Source organism: Pseudomonas sp. S2_H10, from assembly GCF_054668285.1.
In genome coordinates this window covers 2,562,406-2,581,690 of the sequence record NZ_CP162754.1, presented here as the reverse complement: position 1 = coordinate 2,581,690, position 19,285 = coordinate 2,562,406, and the positions used below count along the sequence as shown (strand labels likewise).

Below are 19,285 nucleotides of genomic sequence, written 5' to 3'. Positions count from 1 at the left end.
GTGTCTCTGATCGCTTCTGACCACTTCCGCATCGTTGTCGGCCTCGGCAAGAGCGGCATGTCCCTGGTTCGCTTCCTGGCGAACCGGGGCGTGGCGTTTGCAGTGGCCGATACGCGGGAAAACCCACCGGAACTGGCCACGCTCAAGCGTGACTATCCGCACGTGGAAGTGCGTTGTGGCGAGCTGGACGTCGAATTCCTCTGCCGTGCCGACGAGCTCTACGTGAGCCCCGGCCTGGCGCTGGCGACACCGGCCCTGCAGGCGGCCGCCGCCCGTGGCGTGAAATTGTCCGGCGACATCGAGCTGTTCGCGCGTAACGCGAAGGCGCCGATCGTGGCCATCAGCGGTTCCAACGCGAAAAGCACCGTGACCACGCTGGTCGGTGAAATGGCGGTGGCGGCAGGCAAGCGTGTGGCCGTCGGCGGCAACCTCGGCACGCCGGCGCTGGACTTGCTGAACGATGACATCGAGTTGTACGTGATGGAGTTGTCGAGCTTCCAGCTGGAAACCACAGACCAGCTCAACGCTGAAGTGGCGACCGTGCTCAACATCAGCGAAGACCACATGGATCGCTACAGCGGTCTGCCGGCCTACCACCTGGCCAAGCACCGGATCTTCCGTGGAGCGAAGCAGTTCGTGGTCAACCGTCAGGACGCCCTGAGCCGTCCACTGATGGGCGAGGGCCAGCCGTGCTGGACCTTCGGCCTGACCAAACCGGATTTCAAAGCCTTCGGTATCCGTGAAGAAGGCGGCGAGAAATACCTGGCCTTCGAATTCCAGGACCTGATGCCGGTGCGCGAATTGAAGATTCGTGGTGCCCACAACCAGTCCAACGCCCTGGCGGCCTTGGCCCTGGGTCATGCAGTCGGCCTGCCGTTCGACGCCATGCTGTCGAGCCTGCGCACCTTCGCCGGTCTCGAGCATCGCTGCCAATGGGTCCGCGATCTCGACGGCGTGGGCTACTACAACGATTCCAAAGCCACCAACGTGGGTGCCGCGCTGGCGGCCATCGAAGGCTTGGGCGCGGACATCGAAGGCAAGGTCGTGCTGATCGCCGGCGGTGACGGCAAGGGTGCCGATTTCAAGGACCTGCGCGATCCGGTGGCGGCCAACTGCCGCGCCGTGATCCTGATGGGCCGCGACTCCGACAAGATCGGCGAGACCATCGGTGAAGCAGTGCCGCTGATCCGCGCCGGTTCCCTGGTCGAAGCCGTCGAGCAATGCCGCGCTGTCGCCCAGCCGGGCGACGTGGTGCTGTTGTCGCCGGCCTGCGCCAGTTTCGACATGTTCAAGAACTACGAAGACCGTGGTCACCAGTTCGTCCAAGCCGTGGAGGATCTGGCATGAGTCTCAAAGGCATCATCAAGCCATATCCATCGCCGCTCATCACCGGACGCGGGATCGACCTCGACTTCCCGATGCTCGCCGGTTGCCTGACGTTGCTCGGCCTCGGCCTGATCATGATCGCCTCGGCATCGACCGAAGTGGCGGCTGTGCAGTCCGGCAGCGCTCTGTATTACATGATTCGCCACCTTATTTACGTGGTGCTGGGCCTGGGTGCCTGCATCGTCACCATGATGATCCCGATCGCCACCTGGCAACGCCTGGGCTGGCTGATGCTGCTGGGGGCGTTCGGCTTGCTGGTGATGGTGATCATTCCGGGGATCGGCCGTGAGGTTAACGGCTCGATGCGCTGGATCGGCTTCAGTTTCTTCAACGTTCAGCCTTCCGAGATCGCCAAGGTGTTCGTGGTGATCTACCTCGCCGGTTATCTGGTACGCCGCCAGAAAGAAGTGCGTGAAAGCTGGATGGGCTTTTTCAAGCCGTTCATCGTGCTGCTGCCCATGGCCGGCCTGCTGCTGATGGAACCGGACTTCGGTGCCACCGTCGTGATGATGGGGGCCGCGGCGGCGATGCTGTTCCTTGGCGGCGTCGGGCTGTTCCGATTTTCCCTGATGGTGGTACTGGCCGTCGGCGCGGTGGTGCTGTTGATTCAGATGCAGCCGTATCGAATGGCGCGTCTGACCAACTTTGCCGACCCGTGGGCCGACCAGTTCGGTGCCGGCTATCAGTTGTCCCAGGCATTGATCGCTTTCGGTCGCGGCGAATGGCTGGGCGTCGGCCTGGGCAACAGCGTGCAGAAACAGTTCTACCTGCCGGAAGCCCACACGGACTTCGTGTTCTCGGTGCTGGCCGAGGAGCTGGGCGCGGTGGGTTCGTTGTGCACCGTGGCACTGTTCGTCTTCGTGTGTATTCGCGGCATGTACATCGGTTTGTGGGCCGAGAAGGCCAAGCAGTTCTTTGCGGCTTATGTGGCATACGGTCTGTCGTTCCTGTGGATCGGCCAGTTCCTGATCAACATCGGTGTAAACGTCGGTCTGCTGCCGACCAAGGGTCTGACCCTGCCGTTCCTCAGTTACGGGGGTAGTTCGTTGGTGATCTGCTGTGCCTGTCTCGGCTTGTTGCTGCGCATCGAGTGGGAAAGTCGAACCCACCTGGGCAGCGAAGAGATGGAGTTCCATGAGAGCGACTTCGCCGAGGAGCCGCACCATGGGCGCTAACGTGATGATCATGGCTGGCGGTACCGGTGGCCACGTGTTCCCGGCGCTGGCCTGTGCCCGCGAATTCCAGGCGCGCGGCTATACCGTGCACTGGCTCGGCACTCCGCGTGGGATCGAGAACGATCTGGTGCCGGCGGCCGGTATCGAACTGCATCGGATCAACGCCAGCGGTCTGCGCGGCAAGGGCAAGCTGTCATTGCTCAAGGCTCCGTTCATGTTGTTCAAGTCGGTCTGGCAGGCGCGGGCGATCATTCGCCGTCTGCGACCGGTCTGCGTCGTGGGTTTTGGTGGTTTTGTGACCGGCCCTGGCGGCGTCGCGGCCAAGCTGGCCGGCGTACCGGTGATCGTTCACGAACAGAACGCCGTGGCTGGTACCGCCAATCGGTTGCTGGTGCCGTTGGCCGCCCGAGTCTGTGAAGCGTTCCCCGACACCTTTACCCTGTCGGACAGCCGCCGGACCACTGGTAATCCGGTGCGCACTGAGCTGTTCCTCGAGACATCGCGACCTGCCTTGGCCGGTCGCAAGGCGCGTTTGCTGATCCTGGGCGGAAGCCTGGGCGCAGAGCCGTTGAACAAATTGCTGCCTGAAGCCCTGTCGCAAGTCGCTGCCGACTTGCGTCCGGAGGTGTTCCATCAGTCCGGCAAAAACCACGATGAAGTGACTGCAGAGCGCTATCGCGCGGCTGGCGTCGAGGCGCAGGTGCAGCCCTTCATCAAAGACATGGCCCAAGCCTACGGCTGGGCCGACCTGGTGGTGTGTCGCGCAGGCGCGCTGACCATCAGTGAACTGGCCGCCGCCGGTCTGCCCTCGATGCTGGTGCCTTTGCCCCATGCCATCGATGATCACCAGACCCGCAACGCCGAATATTTGGCCCGTGAAGGTGCAGCCTTCCTGATGCCGCAAAGAACGACCGGCGCAGCGGATCTTGCCGCTCGCCTGACAGAGGTCCTGATGCAACCACAACGACTCAACGAAATGGCTACCGCGGCACGCCGCCTGGCCAAACCCGATGCCACCCGCAACGTCGTCGATAGCTGCCTGGAGGTGGCCCATGGTTGAGAGTCAGAAAGCCATGCCGCAACCGGAAATGCGCCGCATCCGTCGCATCCACTTCGTCGGTATCGGCGGCGTGGGCATGTGCGGGATCGCCGAAGTATTGCTGAACCTGGGTTATGCCGTGTCCGGCTCCGACCTGAAGGCTTCACCGGTAACCGAGCGCCTGGAGTCCTTCGGGGCGCAGATTTTCATCGGCCACCGCGCCGAGAACGCCGCTGCCGCCGACGTGCTGGTGGTGTCTAGCGCCGTGAACACGTCCAACCCGGAAGTCGCCACCGCGCTGGAACGCCGTATTCCGGTGGTGCCGCGTGCCGAGATGCTGGCTGAGCTGATGCGTTATCGCCACGGCATCGCCGTTGCCGGTACCCACGGCAAAACCACCACCACCAGCCTGATCGCTTCGGTGTTCGCCGCCGGTGGCCTGGACCCGACGTTCGTCATCGGTGGCCGCCTGAATGCCGCGGGCACCAATGCCCAGCTCGGCACCAGCCGCTACCTGATCGCCGAGGCCGACGAAAGCGACGCCAGCTTCCTGCACTTGCAGCCACTGGTGGCCGTGGTCACCAACATCGACGCCGATCACATGGCGACCTACGACGGTGACTTCAACAAGCTGAAGAAAACCTTCGTCGAGTTCCTGCACAACCTGCCGTTCTACGGTCTGGCGGTGGTGTGCCTGGACGACCCGGTAGTGCGTGAAATCCTCCCGCAGGTCAAGCGTCCGACCGTTACCTACGGCTTCGGCGAAGACTGCGACGTGCGCGCCATCAACGTGCGCCAGCAAGGCATGCAAACCTTCTTCACCGTGCTGCGCCCAGACCGCGAGCCGCTGGATGTTTCGGTGAACATGCCTGGCAACCACAACGTACTGAACTCGCTGGCGACCATCTGCATCGCCACCGACGAAGGCGTCAGCGATGAAGCCATCGTCCAGGGCCTGTCCGGATTCCAGGGTGTCGGCCGACGCTTCCAGGTCTACGGCGAACTGCCGGTGGAAGGCGGCAATGTGATGCTGGTGGATGACTACGGTCACCACCCGACGGAAGTCGCGGCCGTGATCAAGGCCGTACGCGGCGGCTGGCCGGAGCGCCGCCTGGTGATGGTCTACCAGCCACACCGTTACAGCCGCACCCGTGACCTGTACGACGATTTCGTCAATGTACTGGCCGACGCCAACGTCCTGCTGCTGATGGAAGTCTATCCGGCCGGCGAAGAGCCGATTCCGGGCGCCGACAGCCGCAAGCTGTGCAACAGCATCCGTCAGCGTGGCCAGCTCGATCCGATCTACATCGAGCGTGGTGTCGACCTCGCGCCAGTGGTCAAGCCGCTGCTGCGTGCCGGCGACATCCTGCTGTGCCAGGGCGCCGGTGATATCGGCGGTCTCGCACCAAAACTGTTGAAAAGCGAGTTGTTCGCCGGTGCCGTTGCCGCGCCGGAGAAGGGGAAGTTGAAATGAGTGCTGCCTACGCCAACCTGGTCTCCACGATCGCGCCGAAAGACTTCGGCCGCGTCGCCGTGCTGTTCGGCGGCAAGAGTGCCGAGCGCGAGGTGTCCCTGAAGTCGGGCAACGCGGTGCTCGATGCACTGCAAAGCGCCGGTGTCGACGCGTTCGGCCTCGACGTGGGCGATGACCTGCTGCAGCGCCTGCTCAATGAAAAGATCGACCGCGCCTTCATCATCCTCCACGGTCGTGGCGGTGAAGACGGCAGCATGCAGGGCCTGCTCGAATGCCTGGGCATTCCGTACACCGGCAGCGGCATCCTCGCCTCGGCGCTGGCCATGGACAAGCTGCGCACCAAGCAGGTCTGGCACAGCCTGGGCATTCCGACGCCCCGTCACGCGGTACTCGGCAGCGAGGCCGATTGTATTTCGGCAGCGACGGAACTGGGCTTCCCTTTGATCGTCAAACCGGCCCATGAAGGTTCAAGTATCGGTATGGCCAAAGTGAGTTCCGCGTCCGAATTGATCGACGCATGGAAAGCGGCCAGTACCTACGATTCGCAAGTGTTGGTCGAGCAATGGATTCACGGTCCGGAGTTCACCATCGCCACCCTGCGTGACCAGGTGTTGCCACCGATTGCCCTGGGCACGACGCACAGCTTCTACGACTACGACGCCAAGTACATCGCCAGCGATACCCAGTACCGCATCCCGTGCGGTCTGGACAGCGCCAAGGAAAAGGAACTCATGGACCTCACGGCGAAAGCCTGTGAAGCGCTGGGTATCGCCGGTTGGGGCAGGGCAGACGTGATGCAGGACGCCGAAGGGCGGTTCTGGTTCCTGGAAGTCAACACCGCACCGGGCATGACCGATCACAGCCTGGTGCCGATGGCGGCCCGTGCTGCCGGTCTGGATTTCCAGCAACTGGTCCTGGCCATTCTGGCCGAGAGCGTTGCCGGCAATAAAGAGCCAAGAGGTTAAGAGCATGCAAGGCGCACAGCTGAGACATCAGCCCCCCGCATCGCCCGGCCGCAAGCCGGTGCCGCGGGGTGCCAGCCGAATGGTGGCCAAAGAGCCGATGTCCGCGCGCCTGCCGAAAGCCAACTTCGGTTTTCTCAAAGCGTTGTTCTGGCCGGTGCTGCTGGTGGCTTTGGGGTTCGGTACCTATGAGGGCGCGACACGCTTGCTGCCGTATGCCGACCGGCCGATCACCAAGATCAACGTGCAGGGCGACTTGAGTTACATCAGCCAGCAAGCGGTGCAGCAGCGGATCGCCCCGTACGTGGCGTCGAGCTTCTTCACCATCGACCTGGCGAGCATGCGCACCGAGCTGGAAACGATGCCATGGATTGCCCACGCCGAAGTGCGCAGGGTATGGCCGGATCAAGTGGTGATCCGCCTGGAAGAACAACTGCCGGTGGCCCGTTGGGGCGACGAGTCGCTGTTGAACAACCAGGGCCAGGCCTTCACCCCGCGTGAACTGGCGAACTACGAACATTTGCCTCAGCTGTTCGGCCCACAACGGGCCCAGCAGCAGGTGATGCAGCAGTACCAGGTGTTGAGTCAGATGCTCCGGCCTCTGGGCTTCTCGATTGCACGCCTGGAGTTGCGCGAACGCGGCAGCTGGTTCCTGACCACCGGCCCCGGCAGTGCCGGCCCGGGAATCGAACTGCTGCTTGGCCGCGGCAACCTGGTGGAAAAGATGCGCCGCTTTATCGCCATCTATGACAAGACGCTCAAAGAACAGATTACGAACATTGCGCGCATCGATCTGCGCTACGCCAACGGCCTCGCTGTTGGCTGGCGGGAACCTGTAGCGCCCACGGCAGCCCAACCCGCTGTCGCGAAGAATTAAGAAGAGGCAGGACCCATGGCAAACGTGCAAAGCGGCAAAATGATCGTCGGTCTCGATATCGGCACCTCCAAGGTGGTGGCGCTGGTGGGCGAGGTCGCGGACGACGGCACGCTGGAAATCGTCGGGATCGGTACCCATCCATCCCGTGGCCTGAAAAAAGGCGTGGTGGTGAACATCGAGTCCACCGTGCAATCGATCCAGCGCGCCATCGAAGAAGCGCAGCTGATGGCTGGTTGCCGCATTCACTCGGCGTTCGTCGGCGTGGCCGGCAATCACATCCGCAGCCTGAACTCCCACGGCATCGTGGCGATTCGTGATCGCGAAGTCAGCTCGGCGGACCTTGAGCGCGTGCTCGACGCCGCCCAGGCCGTGGCGATCCCGGCTGACCAGCGCGTGCTGCACACCCTGCCGCAGGATTACGTGATCGATAACCAGGAAGGCGTTCGCGAGCCTCTGGGCATGTCCGGCGTACGTCTGGAAGCCAAGGTCCACGTGGTCACCTGCGCCGTCAACGCCGCACAGAACATTGAAAAATGCGTGCGTCGCTGCGGTCTGGAAATCGACGACATCATTCTCGAACAGCTGGCTTCCGCCTATTCGGTACTGACCGATGACGAGAAAGAGCTGGGCGTGTGCCTGGTGGACATCGGTGGCGGCACCACCGACATCGCGATCTTCACCGAAGGCGCGATCCGTCACACCGCGGTGATCCCGATTGCCGGTGACCAGGTGACCAACGACATCGCCATGGCGTTGCGCACTCCGACCCAGTACGCCGAAGAAATCAAGATCCGCTACGCCTGCGCCCTGGCCAAGCTGGCCGGTGCCGGTGAAACCATCAAGGTGCCAAGCGTCGGCGACCGTCCGCCGCGCGAACTGTCCCGCCAGGCCTTGGCCGAAGTGGTCGAGCCGCGCTACGACGAACTGTTCACGCTGATCCAGGCCGAACTGCGCCGCAGCGGCTACGAAGACCTGATCCCGGCCGGCATCGTGCTGACCGGCGGTACGGCGAAGATGGAAGGCGCTACCGAGCTGGCCGAGGAAATCTTCCACATGCCGGTGCGCCTGGGCGTGCCGCATGGCGTGAAAGGCCTGGATGACGTAGTGCGCAACCCGATTTACTCCACCGGCGTCGGCCTCTTGATGTACGGCCTGCAGAAGCAGTCCGACGGCATCTCGTTCTCGGGCATCGGCAGCCGCGACAGCTACAGCAATGAAGAGCCACAGGCTCCGCTGCTGGACCGCCTGAAGAAGTGGGTCCAGGGCAATTTCTGAAGATTTACCGCTACACCGTTACACCGAAGCACGCAGTAGGCGAAAAAACTAGAGAATGTAAAGGAGAGGGAAAATGTTCGAACTCGTAGACAACATCCCCGCAAGCCCGGTAATCAAGGTTATCGGTGTCGGCGGTGGCGGCGGCAACGCTGTCAACCACATGGTCAAGAGCAACATTGAAGGCGTCGAGTTCATCTGCGCCAACACTGATGCCCAGGCGCTGAAATCCATCGGCGCGCGCACCATCCTGCAACTGGGCACCGGCGTGACCAAGGGCCTGGGCGCTGGCGCCAACCCTGAAGTAGGTCGTCAGGCCGCTCTCGAAGATCGTGAGCGCATCGCCGAAGTCCTGCAGGGCACCAACATGGTGTTCATCACCACGGGCATGGGCGGCGGTACCGGTACCGGTGCTGCGCCGATCATCGCCGAAGTGGCCAAGGAAATGGGGATCCTCACCGTAGCGGTGGTGACCCGTCCGTTCCCGTTCGAAGGCCGCAAGCGCATGCAGATCGCCGACGAAGGCATCCGTCTGCTGTCTGAAAGCGTCGACTCGTTGATCACCATCCCCAACGAGAAGCTGCTGACCATCCTCGGTAAAGACGCAAGCCTCTTGTCGGCTTTCGCCAAGGCTGACGATGTACTGGCCGGTGCCGTTCGCGGTATCTCCGACATCATCAAGCGTCCGGGCATGATCAACGTCGACTTCGCCGACGTGCGTACCGTGATGAGCGAAATGGGCATGGCAATGATGGGCACTGGCTGCGCCAGCGGTCCGAACCGTGCACGCGAGGCCACCGAAGCGGCCATTCGCAACCCGCTGCTGGAAGACGTGAACCTGCAAGGCGCTCGCGGCATCCTGGTCAACATTACCGCCGGTCCGGATCTGTCCCTGGGTGAGTACTCCGACGTGGGTAGCATCATCGAGGCATTCGCTTCCGAGCACGCGATGGTCAAGGTCGGTACCGTTATCGATCCGGACATGCGCGACGAGCTGCACGTGACTGTCGTTGCTACCGGCCTGGGCGCTAAAATCGAGAAACCTGTAAAGGTCATCGACAACACCGTCCACACGTCGATGGCTGCACAGCCTCAACAACAGGCCCCTGTTCGTCAGGAAGCTCCAGCGGTGAACTACCGTGACCTGGACCGTCCGACCGTCATGCGCAACCAGGCTCAGGCCGGTGCTGCGACTGCCGCGAAGATGAATCCGCAAGATGACCTGGACTACCTGGACATCCCGGCTTTCCTGCGTCGTCAGGCCGATTGATGAAATGTATCAGGGGTATTAGGGTGATTGGTGTTCAGCAAAGGTCTGGTCTGCTATCATCGCCAGCCTTTGTTGATACCAGTTCGCAATTTGCGCTGAAGCGGCCCATGCCATGATTAAACAACGCACCCTGAAGAATATTATCCGTGCCACAGGTGTCGGCCTGCACTCCGGGGAGAAGGTCTACCTGACCCTCAAGCCAGCGCCTGTCGACACCGGCATTGTGTTTTGTCGCGCCGACCTCGATCCCGTGGTGCAGATTCCTGCCCGCGCGGAAAACGTTGGTGAAACCACTATGTCGACCACGCTTGTTAACGGTGACGTCAAAGTGGACACGGTAGAGCACCTGCTCTCGGCCATGGCAGGCCTGGGCATCGATAACGCCTACGTCGAGCTCTCCGCGTCCGAAGTCCCGATCATGGATGGTAGCGCCGGACCTTTCGTATTCCTGATTCAATCGGCTGGCCTGGAAGAACAGGACGCCGCCAAGAAGTTCATCCGCATCCTGCGTGAAGTGACAGTGGAAGATGGCGACAAGCGCGCTACTTTCGTCCCTTTCGAAGGGTTCAAGGTGAGCTTCGAGATCGATTTCGATCACCCGGTTTTCCGTGACCGCACCCAAAGTGCAAGCGTGGATTTTTCCAGCACTTCGTTTGTAAAAGAAGTCAGCCGCGCCCGTACCTTTGGTTTCATGAGTGACATCGAGTACCTGCGCAAGCACAACCTCGCACTCGGCGGCAGTGTTGAAAACGCTATTGTGGTCGACGCCGATGGCGTACTGAACGAAGACGGCCTTCGCTATGAAGACGAATTCGTGAAGCACAAGATTCTCGATGCAATTGGTGACCTCTACCTGTTGGGCAATAGCCTGATTGGTGAGTTCAAGGGCTTCAAGTCCGGCCACGCACTGAACAACCAGCTGCTGCGCAAGTTGATTGAGCAGACAGATGCCTGGGAAGTCGTGACGTTCGAAGACGCCAGCACTGCACCGATCTCTTACATGCGCCCGGTTGCGGCCGTGTAAGCAAAAAAACCTCTCTAGTTTTTTAAAGGCCACCTTCGGGTGGCCTTTTTTTATGCCTTGGCGCACACCACCCGGTTACGTCCCCCGTCCTTGGCCTGGTACAGCGCCTTGTCCGCGCTGAACAGCAATTGTTCCAGGTTCATATCGCTGGCCGCCGTCCAGGTGGCAATGCCGATGCTCACGCTCATCGGCGGTTCACCGACGTCCACCAGCGGCAGTTTTTGCACCGCTTCACGAATATGTTCGGCAATCTGCGATGCACCCTCACTGCCTGTTTCGGCCAGGACCACCGAAAACTCTTCGCCTCCGTAGCGTGCCACCAGGTCTGTGGGGCGATGGACATTGGCGCTGATGACCTCGGCCAATGCCCGTAGCGCTTCGTCGCCAGCCTGGTGCCCGTGTCGGTCATTGAAGGCCTTGAAGTGATCGGCATCGATCATCAGCAATGACAACGGCTTACCGCTGCGTTGCGCACGAAACCATTCATGGCGCAGGGCTTGATCGAGGGACCGACGGTTGGCCACGCCGGTCAAGGCATCGGTGGCTGCCAGTTGCGCCAGTTCCTGCTCGGCACTTTGACGCAGGCGCAGTTCGCGGCAGAGCAGCCAGGTCAGCCACAACAAACCGATGCACAAAACCCCGGTAGCCCCGCTGATCACATAGGCCGTGCGGTTCCATGTGGCGAACACTTCATCGATGGAAAGGGCCACGATGACGGTCAGCGGCAGATTGCCGACCCGGGTAAAGGTGTAGAGGCGTCGTTGATGGTCGACGCTGGACACGCTTTCGAAGGTACCGCTGCGCTCTTGCAGCATGCGTATGACGTTGGGGCGGCTGGAGAAGCTTTTGCCGATGGAGTTTTGTTCCCGGTGCGGTTTCTGCGCCAACAGAATCCCGTCATCGTTGATGATGCCCAACGTGCTGCCGCTGCCGATGTCGAGGCTGTTGAACAGTTGGTCGAAGTAGCTCAGACGCATCGACGCCACCGCGACCCCGAGAAACTCGCCCGTGGGAGAGGAAATGCGCCGGCTCAAACTGATACGCCATTCGTCGCTGTCTTCGCAGTCGCAGCGCGGCTTGAACGGTCGGCTGATAAACATGCCGGTGTCGCGATTGAAAGCATGGGCCAGGAAGTAATCGCGGTCAGCGAAATTACCCGGTTTCGGTTCGATCAACGACGAGTCGGCCAGCACTTCGCCGTGCTTGTCCAGCAACAGGATGTCGCCCTTGTAGCGCGCGGTGGTAGAGCGGTCGAACAGCACCAGATGACGGACCTGCGGCGAAACCTGCTTCAGGTCGTCCCGCTGGGCGGCGGCAATCAGGCCCTGCAAGGTCAAATCATAGAGCTCGACCGTCCGCAGGACATCGGCATCGATCAGTTGCGCAATGGTGGTGGCGCTGCGTGTGGCGGTCTGCTGGGCATTGGCGTGCTCGCGGATCAGCAGGAACGTGACGATGCACAGGATCGAGATGACCGTCAGCGTGCTGCCGAAGATCACCAGGATTTCGGGACGCCCGGGCGGGCCTTGAAAATGTGGGGTGCGGCTTGCGGTCATAGGGCTGAGGTCTGCTGGATGAACGTAGTAAGCGTAGTTCCATATAGGCAGCAGCCGAGTGAATCGCAAAAAATGCAATGAAGGTTGAGTTTTCACAATAAAAAAAGCCGCTGACAGCAGCGGCTTTGGGGACAACCTTTCAAAGGGAAGAGCCGATGAAAAGTGTCGGGGAAAGCAGGGCGACAGGTGCAGGTCAGCTGTCTTTCCCGGCCTGTGGCCGGGACTGGGTGCTGGATGCTTGCGGGGCCTGGGTGTCTTGCACGGCCTTGGCCGTCATCTCGATCCGTTGCTCTTCGAACGCCGCGGCGCGCGCGGCGTTATGCGCGACGAACGTCTGCGATTCTTCCGCCATCGCCAATGGCGACAGGAACAAAGAGGACAAAACGAAAGCGCTGGCAATACCCATACTGTTGGACATCTTTAAAACCTTCTTGCTTGGCAAGTGCTGTTTGGTGCGGGCAAAGATAAGGATATGCGGCGAGGGGAAAAAGAGCGGATTCATGAAAGGACTGTTGCTGTTATGGCAACAGTTGGTTGAGTGTTCAACCCAAATCCAATGTGGGAGCGAGCCTGCTCGCGATAGCAGCACCTCGGTCCTTGAGTTGTACCGAGTCGCCTGCATCGCGAGCAAGCTCGCTCCCACAAAGAAAGAGGGTTTCAGACGGGAAGATGAATCCCGAACGTATTCATCCCCTGGTCACTGCGCACAAACACATCCCCACCATGCATCAACGCAATAGCCTTGACGATGGCTAGCCCAAGGCCATGGTTGTGGCCGCTGTTGCTGCGTGACGCATCGACCCGGTAGAAGCGTTCGAACAGCCGTGGCAGGTGTTCGCGGGCAATCGGCGAGCCGGGGTTGGCGACACCGATGCTGACCTGGTGTTCTGCGGCTTCAATGTGCACCTCGATGACTTGCCCGGGCGCGGTGTGCTGCACCGCGTTGTTCAGCAGGTTGATCAGCGCCCGGCGCAGATGGGCGATCTCGATGTGCACTTGCGCGTCACCACTGACTTCAACCCGGACCTGGGCGTCTTCGAGAATGAAGTCCAGATACTCCAGGGTCGTGGCCACCTCATCGGCCAGCGAGGTCGAGGTGAGCTTGGTCGCCTTGCTGCCCTGATCGGCGCTGGCGAGGAACAGCATGTCGTTGATGATCGAGCGCAGTCGCTCAAGCTCTTCGAGGTTCGACTGCAGCACTTCGAAGTAATGTTCGGCGGAGCGCCCACGGGTGAGTGCGACCTGGGTCTGGCCGATCAGGTTGGTCAGTGGCGAGCGCAATTCGTGGGCGACGTCGGCGTTGAACGATTCAAGGCGCGAGTACGCTTGCTCAACCCGTTCCAGGGTCGAGTTGAACGAACTGACGAACTGGTCGAGTTCCGGTGGCAAGGGTGACAAGCGCAAGCGCCCCGAGCGCAACGGCGGAGCCAGGCGCTGGGCCTCCTGGGACAGTTTGATCAATGGCTTGAGGCCGATCCGCGCCACCCAGTAACCCAGTGCCGAGGCCAGCAGTACGCCGACGATCGCCAGGCTGATCAGCGCGATCAGCAGTTGATGCTGGGTGTGGAAAAAAGTCTCGGTATCGATGGCGATCATGAAGCGCAGCGGTGGGCGCTGGTCCTTGGCCGGGAACTCGCTGACCAGCACTTTCAGCGGATACGGGTGCTCCGCCAGATGCATGTCGCGCGTGCCCAGCGGCCCTTGGGCAAAGGCGCGGACCTGCGGGGTCAGGTTGCCGTATTCGTAGTGCGGATCGCCGCTGATGATCCAGAAACTGATGCGCTTGTCTTCTTCGCTCAGCAGGTTGAGCTTGTTGTTGATCTTCACCCAATGCTCGGGTGTGCCGTAACGGCCGACCGTGGATTCGAGCACGCTGTAGCGCGCATCCAGTTCGGCTTCGGGTAGCAGGCCAAGGCCTTTGTCGACCTGTTGGTACAACGCCCAGCCGATCAACAGGAACACCAGCAACGCCACCAGCGTAAACATCCCGCTTAAACGCAGCGCGATCGAGTTACTGGACACCACGGCTCTCCAGCACATAACCCATGCCACGAATGGTGTGCAGCAGTTTTTCTTCGAACGGCCCGTCGAGTTTGGCCCGCAGGCGTTTGATCGCGACTTCGACGACGTTGGCGTCACTGTCGAAATTGATGTCCCAGACCATTTCGGCGATGGCGGTTTTCGAGAGGATTTCACCCTGGCGCCTGGCCAGCACACTGAGCAGCGAGAACTCCTTGGCGGTCAGGTCCAGCCGTGCGCCAGCTCGAGTCGCCTTGCGGCTGATCAAATCTATCCACAGGTCGGCGATGCTCACCTGCACCGGCTCATGGCCGCCGCTGCGCCGGGTCAGCGCTTGCAGGCGTGCCACCAGTTCAAGGAAGGAAAACGGTTTGCCCAGGTAGTCATCGGCGCCGTCACGCAGGCCCTTGATACGGTCTTCCACACGTTCGCGGGCGGTGAGCATGATCACCGGGGTTTGCTTGCGCGCACGCAAGGCGCGCAACACGCCGAAGCCGTCGAGGCCCGGCAACATCACGTCGAGGACGATCACCGCGTAGTCGCTCTCCAGCGCCAGGTGCAGGCCTTCGACCCCATCCCGTGCCAGGTCCACGGTGTAACCCTGTTCCGTCAGGCCGCGGTGCAGGTAGTCCGCGGTTTTTTCCTCGTCTTCGATAATCAGAACGCGCATGACCCCGCCTCAGTCTGTGGTCACCAGCGCCGGTACGGGCGCAGGTTCAGGTCGATGGAATAGCCGCTCCAGCCACAAGTATATGACCGGCGTGGTGAACAGCGTCAGCGCCTGGCTCACCAGCAAGCCACCGACCACCGCGATCCCCAACGGCTGGCGCAGTTCGGCGCCGGTGCCGTAGCCGAGCATCAGCGGCAGGGCGCCGAGCAGGGCGGCGAGGGTGGTCATGATGATCGGCCGGAAGCGCGTGATACAGGCCTTGAAGATCGCCTCCTCAGGCGACAGGCCGCCATTGCGCTGCGCCTCGAGGGCGAAGTCGATCATCAGGATACCGTTTTTCTTGACGATACCGATCAGCAGCACCAGCCCGATCAGCGCCATGATCGAAAAGTCCTGGCCGCAGATCCACAGCATGATCACCGCGCCGAGGCCCGCCGAAGGCAAGGTCGAAATGATCGTCAGCGGGTGCACGAAACTCTCGTAGAGCACACCAAGAATGATGTACACCGCCACCAGCGCCGCGAGGATCAGCCACGGCTGGCTGGCCAGCGAACTCTGGAACGCCTGGGCCGCACCCTGGAAATTGCCGCTGATGGCGGCCGGCATGCCGATGTCGGCCTTGGCCTGGTTGAGCATGATCACCGCATCGCCCAACGCCACGCCGGGCGCCAGGTTGAACGACAGGTTGGCGGCCGGGAACATGCCGTCATGGGCGATGGACAGCGGGCCGATGGTCGGCGCATCGAACCTGGCCAGGGCCGACAACGGCACCATTTCTCCACTCAGGGGCGAGCGCAGGTAGAAATAGTTGAGGCTTTCGGCTTTGCCGCGCTGCTTGGTGTCCAGTTCCAGGATCACATTGTATTGATTGACCTGAGTCTGGAATTCGTTGATCTGGCGCTGACCGAACGCATCGTACAGCGCCTCGTCGACGTCGCTGGCGGTCAGGCCGAAACGGGCTGCCGCGCTGCGGTCGATGCTGATGTGGGTAATGCTGCCGCCCAGTTGCAGGTCATTGGAGATGTCGCGGAAGGCCGGGTTGGCGCGCAGTTTTTCCGTCAGGCGCTGGGTCCAGGTGCTGAGGGTCGCGCCGTCATTGCTCTTGAGCACGTATTGATACTGCGCACGGCTCGGGCCGGAACTGAGGTTGATGTCCTGCCCGGCACGCAGGTACAGGACAATGCCCGGCACTTTCATCAGTTGCGGACGAATCCGGTCGATGAACTCGCTGGCGGAGACGTCGCGGTCGCCGCGTTTTTTCAGAGTGATCCAGAAGCGGCCGTTGGCGATGGTCTGGTTGCTGCCGGAAACTCCGACCGAGTGCGAGAACGTCTCCACGGCAGGGTCGGCGGCGACGATTTCCGCCATCGCCAGGTGTTTTTTCACCATGTCGCCGTAGGAAATATCGGCAGCGGCTTCGGTGGTGCCGAGGACGAAACCGGTGTCCTGGATCGGGAAGAAGCCTTTGGGAATGAAGATGTAACCGGCGACGGCCAAAGCCAGCGATAAAGCGAATACACCGATCATGGTTTTCTGGTGGGCGAGGGCGCGGCGCAGGCCTTTTTCGTACCACGCCAACAGGCGTTCACCGAAGCCCGGTTTGTCGTGGGCGTGATGCACCGGCGCGCGCATGAACAGCGCCGCCAGCGTTGGCGCCAATGTCAGGGAGACCACCACCGAAATCATGATGGTCGAGGTGGCGGTCAGGGCGAACTCCTTGAACAGCCGCCCGACCACTCCGCCCATGAACAGCAGCGGAATGAACGCCGCCACCAGCGAAAAGCTGATCGAGACCACGGTGAAGCCGATCTCGCCGGCGCCCTTGATCGCCGCTTCGCGCATGCCGTCACCGGCCTCCAGATGGCGGTGTATGTTTTCCACCACCACGATCGCATCGTCGACCACAAAGCCCACGGCCACCACGATCGCCACCAGCGTCAGGTTGTTCAGGCTGAAACCCATCACATACATCAGGGCGAAACTGGCGATCAGTGACACACCGAGTACCGCGGATACGATCAGCGTGGCCGACAGCTGGCGCAGGAACAGCGCCATCACCGCCACCACCAGCATGATGGCAATCAGCAGGGTGATTTCCACTTCATGCAGCGAAGCGCGGATGGTCTGGGTGCGGTCGATCAGCACCTTGACCTGCACCGAGGCGGGCAACATGGCTTCCAGCGCCGGCAACGCCGCCTGAATGCGGTCCACGGTCTCGACGATGTTGGCCCCCGGCTGGCGGAAGATCACCAGGTTGACCCCCGGTTGCGAGCCCGCCCAGGCCTGGACGTAGGCATCTTCCGAACCGTTGACGACTTTGGCGACATCCTTGAGGTGAACCGGTGCGCCATCCTTGTAGGAAACGATCAACTGGCTGTATTCGTCGGGATGGAACAACTGGTCATTGGTGGACAGGGTCGAGATGCTCGACTCCCCGTACAGCGCACCTTTGGCCAGGTTAAGGCTGGTCTGCTGGATGGCCAGGCGGATGTCGGCCAGCGTCAGGCCGATGGCCGCCAGTTTGTCCGCCGAAACCTGGACACGGATCGCCGGACGCTGCTGACCGGTGATGGAGACCTGGCCTACGCCGTCGACCTGACTGAGCTGACGGGACAACAGGGTTTCCGTCAGGTCGCTGAGTTCCGGGCCGGGCATCTGCGAGGAGTTGACGCTGAGGATCAGCACCGGGCTGTCGGCCGGGTTGACCTTGCGCCAGGTCGGCAGGTTCGGCATGTCCTTGGGCAACTTGCCGGCGGCGGTGTTGATCGCCGCCTGGACTTCCTGGGCGGCGGTGTCGATGCTCTTGTCGAGGGTGAATTGCAGGGTCAGGTTGGTCGAGCCCAGTGCGCTGCTCGAGGTCATCTGGGTCACGCCTGGAATGGCGCTGAACTGCACTTCAAGGGGCGTGGCCACCGAGGAAGCCATGGTTTCCGGGCTGGCGCCGGGCAGTTGCGCGGCGACCTGGATGGTCGGGAATTCCGCCTCCGGCAAGGGCGCTACCGGCAAGCGCGGAAACGCGATGACACCCAGCAGCACCAGGGCGAACGTCAGCAGGACCGTGGCCACCGGGTGGTCGATGCACCAGGCTGATATCGAACCGTGGCCCTTCATTTCGCGGCCTCCGATTGCACCACTTGCGGCGGCTCGGTCATCACCTGCACCGTCGAACCCGGTTTGAGCCGCGACTGGCCATCGCTGACCAGCACATCACCGGGCTTCACGCCTTTGATGATGTCCAGGCCGCTGCCTTGATAGACCATCTGCACCTGCACGGCTTCGACCTTGTCGCCATTGACCCGGTACACGAAGTGCTGATCGAGGCCGCGTTGTACGACTGTCGGCGGCACCACCAGCGCATCTTTGTCCAGGGCTGTCTGAATCTTTACCGTCACCAGCAGCCCCGGCCAAAGCTTCTGGCCCTGATTGTCGAACTCGGCCTTGGCGCGGATGGTGCCGGTGTTGGCGTTGATCTGGTTGTCGATCAGGGTCAGGTGACCTTCGCCAAGCAGGTTGCCGGTTTCGCCGTCGGTGTCGGCACCGATGTAGGCCTTGACCCGGGCGTGCTGTGGGTCGTTGATCAGGCCCTGCAGGGTCGGCAGCATTTGCTGTGGCAGGGAGAATTCCACGGCGATCGGGTCGATCTGGGTCACCGTGAACAGGCCTTGGGTGTCGGTCATGCGCAGGAAGTTGCCTTCGTCGACGGTGCGAATGCCGACACGGCCGCTGACCGGAGAGCGAATTTGTGTGTAGGAAAGTTGTACCTCGGCGGAATCAATCGATGCCTGGTTGCCTTGGGCCGTGGCCTTGAGCTGATTGACCAGCGCCTGTTGCTGGTCGTAGGTCTGCTTGGACACGCCGTCGTCGACACTCAACAGCTTGTAGCGCTTGAGGTTGACCAGTGCCACTTGCAGTTGAGCCTGGCTTTCGCCCAGTTGTGCCCGGGCCTGGTCGAGGCTGGCGCGGATCGAGCGGTCGTCAATGGTGGCCAGCAGGTCACCTTTTTTCACCAGTTGGCCTTCCTTGACCATGATTTTGGTGAGAATGCCGTCGATTTGCGGGCGGACCACGACGCTGTGCAGGGACAACACCGAGCCGATGCCGCTGACGTAGCGCGGCACGTCTTTTTCGGTGACGGCGACCACGCGCACGGGGATGGCGGTGGGGGTGGCGAGTTTGGCCTTGGCCGGTTTGGTGGCGTACCACAGGCCCAGCGCTGCCAGGACGATCAGAAGGGCGACGAGCAGGGCGGGGTTTTTCTGGATTCGCATGCGAGTGGGGCGCCGGGGCTGGGTTTTGGGTCGAAGGGGAGTTTCCTTTATAAACCTGTTTGGTGGTCAGGAGGGTGACGGCTAACTGACGGCGCTGTCAGTTTTGTGTCTTGGCGGCCTCTGGGCCGACCATGTTGTGGGTGACCGTGTACATATCCGTTTCTTCGGTAACGGCGGCTGGCGGTTTCGCCCTTACGGCGAGTCCCTTTTGGCAAACGCCCGGAGTGCCGGCCCAGCCAAAAGGAACCAAAAGGTCTCGCCCCGAACGTCCGGCCCCTCGCTGGGGCTCGGCG

At 61.7% G+C, this 19,285-nt stretch carries 15 protein-coding genes; 9 read left to right on the top strand and 6 right to left on the bottom strand.

Translation table 11 applies throughout. The annotated features are described in order from the left end of the window. From murD to lpxC, 9 genes are all read left to right on the top strand, one after another. On the top strand, positions 1–1,347 hold the full coding sequence (gene murD / locus AB4O16_RS11345; RefSeq protein WP_460157745.1) for a UDP-N-acetylmuramoyl-L-alanine--D-glutamate ligase: 1,347 nt from the start codon (positions 1–3) through the stop codon (positions 1,345–1,347). After that, on the top strand, positions 1,344–2,561 hold the full coding sequence (gene ftsW, locus AB4O16_RS11340; RefSeq protein WP_007972603.1) for a putative lipid II flippase FtsW: 1,218 nt from the start codon (positions 1,344–1,346) through the stop codon (positions 2,559–2,561). Before murD ends, ftsW begins: the two co-directional genes overlap by 4 nt. After that, a complete protein-coding gene (gene murG / locus AB4O16_RS11335; protein WP_460157744.1) occupies positions 2,551–3,621 on the top strand; it encodes an undecaprenyldiphospho-muramoylpentapeptide beta-N-acetylglucosaminyltransferase in 1,071 nt (356 codons plus the stop codon). The genes ftsW and murG overlap by 11 nt, the downstream gene beginning before the upstream one ends. Then, complete coding sequence (gene murC / locus AB4O16_RS11330; protein ID WP_160386665.1) at positions 3,614–5,074, top strand: UDP-N-acetylmuramate--L-alanine ligase; 1,461 nt, start codon at positions 3,614–3,616, stop codon at positions 5,072–5,074. Before murG ends, murC begins: the two co-directional genes overlap by 8 nt. After that, entirely contained in the window at positions 5,071–6,039 is a 969-nt protein-coding gene (locus AB4O16_RS11325) for a D-alanine--D-alanine ligase (protein ID WP_460157743.1), read from the top strand. Before murC ends, AB4O16_RS11325 begins: the two co-directional genes overlap by 4 nt. 4 nt (positions 6,040–6,043) lie before the next feature. Continuing rightward, the gene (locus AB4O16_RS11320; protein ID WP_160386661.1) at positions 6,044–6,913 is read left to right on the top strand and encodes a cell division protein FtsQ/DivIB; all 870 of its coding nucleotides are present in this window, start codon (positions 6,044–6,046) and stop codon (positions 6,911–6,913) included. 15 nt (positions 6,914–6,928) lie between these two features. Next, a complete protein-coding gene (gene ftsA, locus AB4O16_RS11315; RefSeq protein WP_007972611.1) occupies positions 6,929–8,188 on the top strand; it encodes a cell division protein FtsA in 1,260 nt (419 codons plus the stop codon). 73 nt (positions 8,189–8,261) lie between these two features. Beyond that, entirely contained in the window at positions 8,262–9,455 is a 1,194-nt protein-coding gene (ftsZ, locus tag AB4O16_RS11310; RefSeq protein ID WP_046041931.1) for a cell division protein FtsZ, read from the top strand. A gap of 112 nt (positions 9,456–9,567) precedes the next feature. Next, positions 9,568–10,479, top strand: coding sequence for a UDP-3-O-acyl-N-acetylglucosamine deacetylase (lpxC, locus tag AB4O16_RS11305; RefSeq protein WP_007939852.1), 912 nt, complete (start codon positions 9,568–9,570; stop codon positions 10,477–10,479). Between the two features lie 50 nt (positions 10,480–10,529). Here lpxC and AB4O16_RS11300 read toward each other — a convergent pair whose 3' ends face one another. The 6 genes from AB4O16_RS11300 to AB4O16_RS11275 form a co-directional block, all read right to left on the bottom strand. Then, the gene (locus tag AB4O16_RS11300; protein WP_160386659.1) at positions 10,530–12,035 is read right to left on the bottom strand and encodes a sensor domain-containing diguanylate cyclase; all 1,506 of its coding nucleotides are present in this window, start codon (positions 12,033–12,035) and stop codon (positions 10,530–10,532) included. A gap of 193 nt (positions 12,036–12,228) precedes the next feature. Next, positions 12,229–12,453 (bottom strand): hypothetical protein, encoded by a 225-nt coding sequence (locus tag AB4O16_RS11295; RefSeq protein WP_460158052.1) that lies wholly within the window; start codon positions 12,451–12,453, stop codon positions 12,229–12,231. Positions 12,454–12,692: 239 nt separating this feature from the next. Next, positions 12,693–14,057 (bottom strand): heavy metal sensor histidine kinase, encoded by a 1,365-nt coding sequence (locus AB4O16_RS11290; protein WP_160386657.1) that lies wholly within the window; start codon positions 14,055–14,057, stop codon positions 12,693–12,695. After that, the gene (locus AB4O16_RS11285; RefSeq protein ID WP_160386655.1) at positions 14,047–14,724 is read right to left on the bottom strand and encodes a heavy metal response regulator transcription factor; all 678 of its coding nucleotides are present in this window, start codon (positions 14,722–14,724) and stop codon (positions 14,047–14,049) included. Before AB4O16_RS11285 ends, AB4O16_RS11290 begins: the two co-directional genes overlap by 11 nt. A gap of 9 nt (positions 14,725–14,733) precedes the next feature. Next, positions 14,734–17,835, bottom strand: coding sequence for a multidrug efflux RND transporter permease subunit (locus tag AB4O16_RS11280; RefSeq protein ID WP_460157742.1), 3,102 nt, complete (start codon positions 17,833–17,835; stop codon positions 14,734–14,736). Then, positions 17,832–18,992 (bottom strand): efflux RND transporter periplasmic adaptor subunit, encoded by a 1,161-nt coding sequence (locus AB4O16_RS11275; protein WP_460157741.1) that lies wholly within the window; start codon positions 18,990–18,992, stop codon positions 17,832–17,834. Before AB4O16_RS11275 ends, AB4O16_RS11280 begins: the two co-directional genes overlap by 4 nt. Positions 18,993–19,285: the final 293 nt, after the last annotated feature.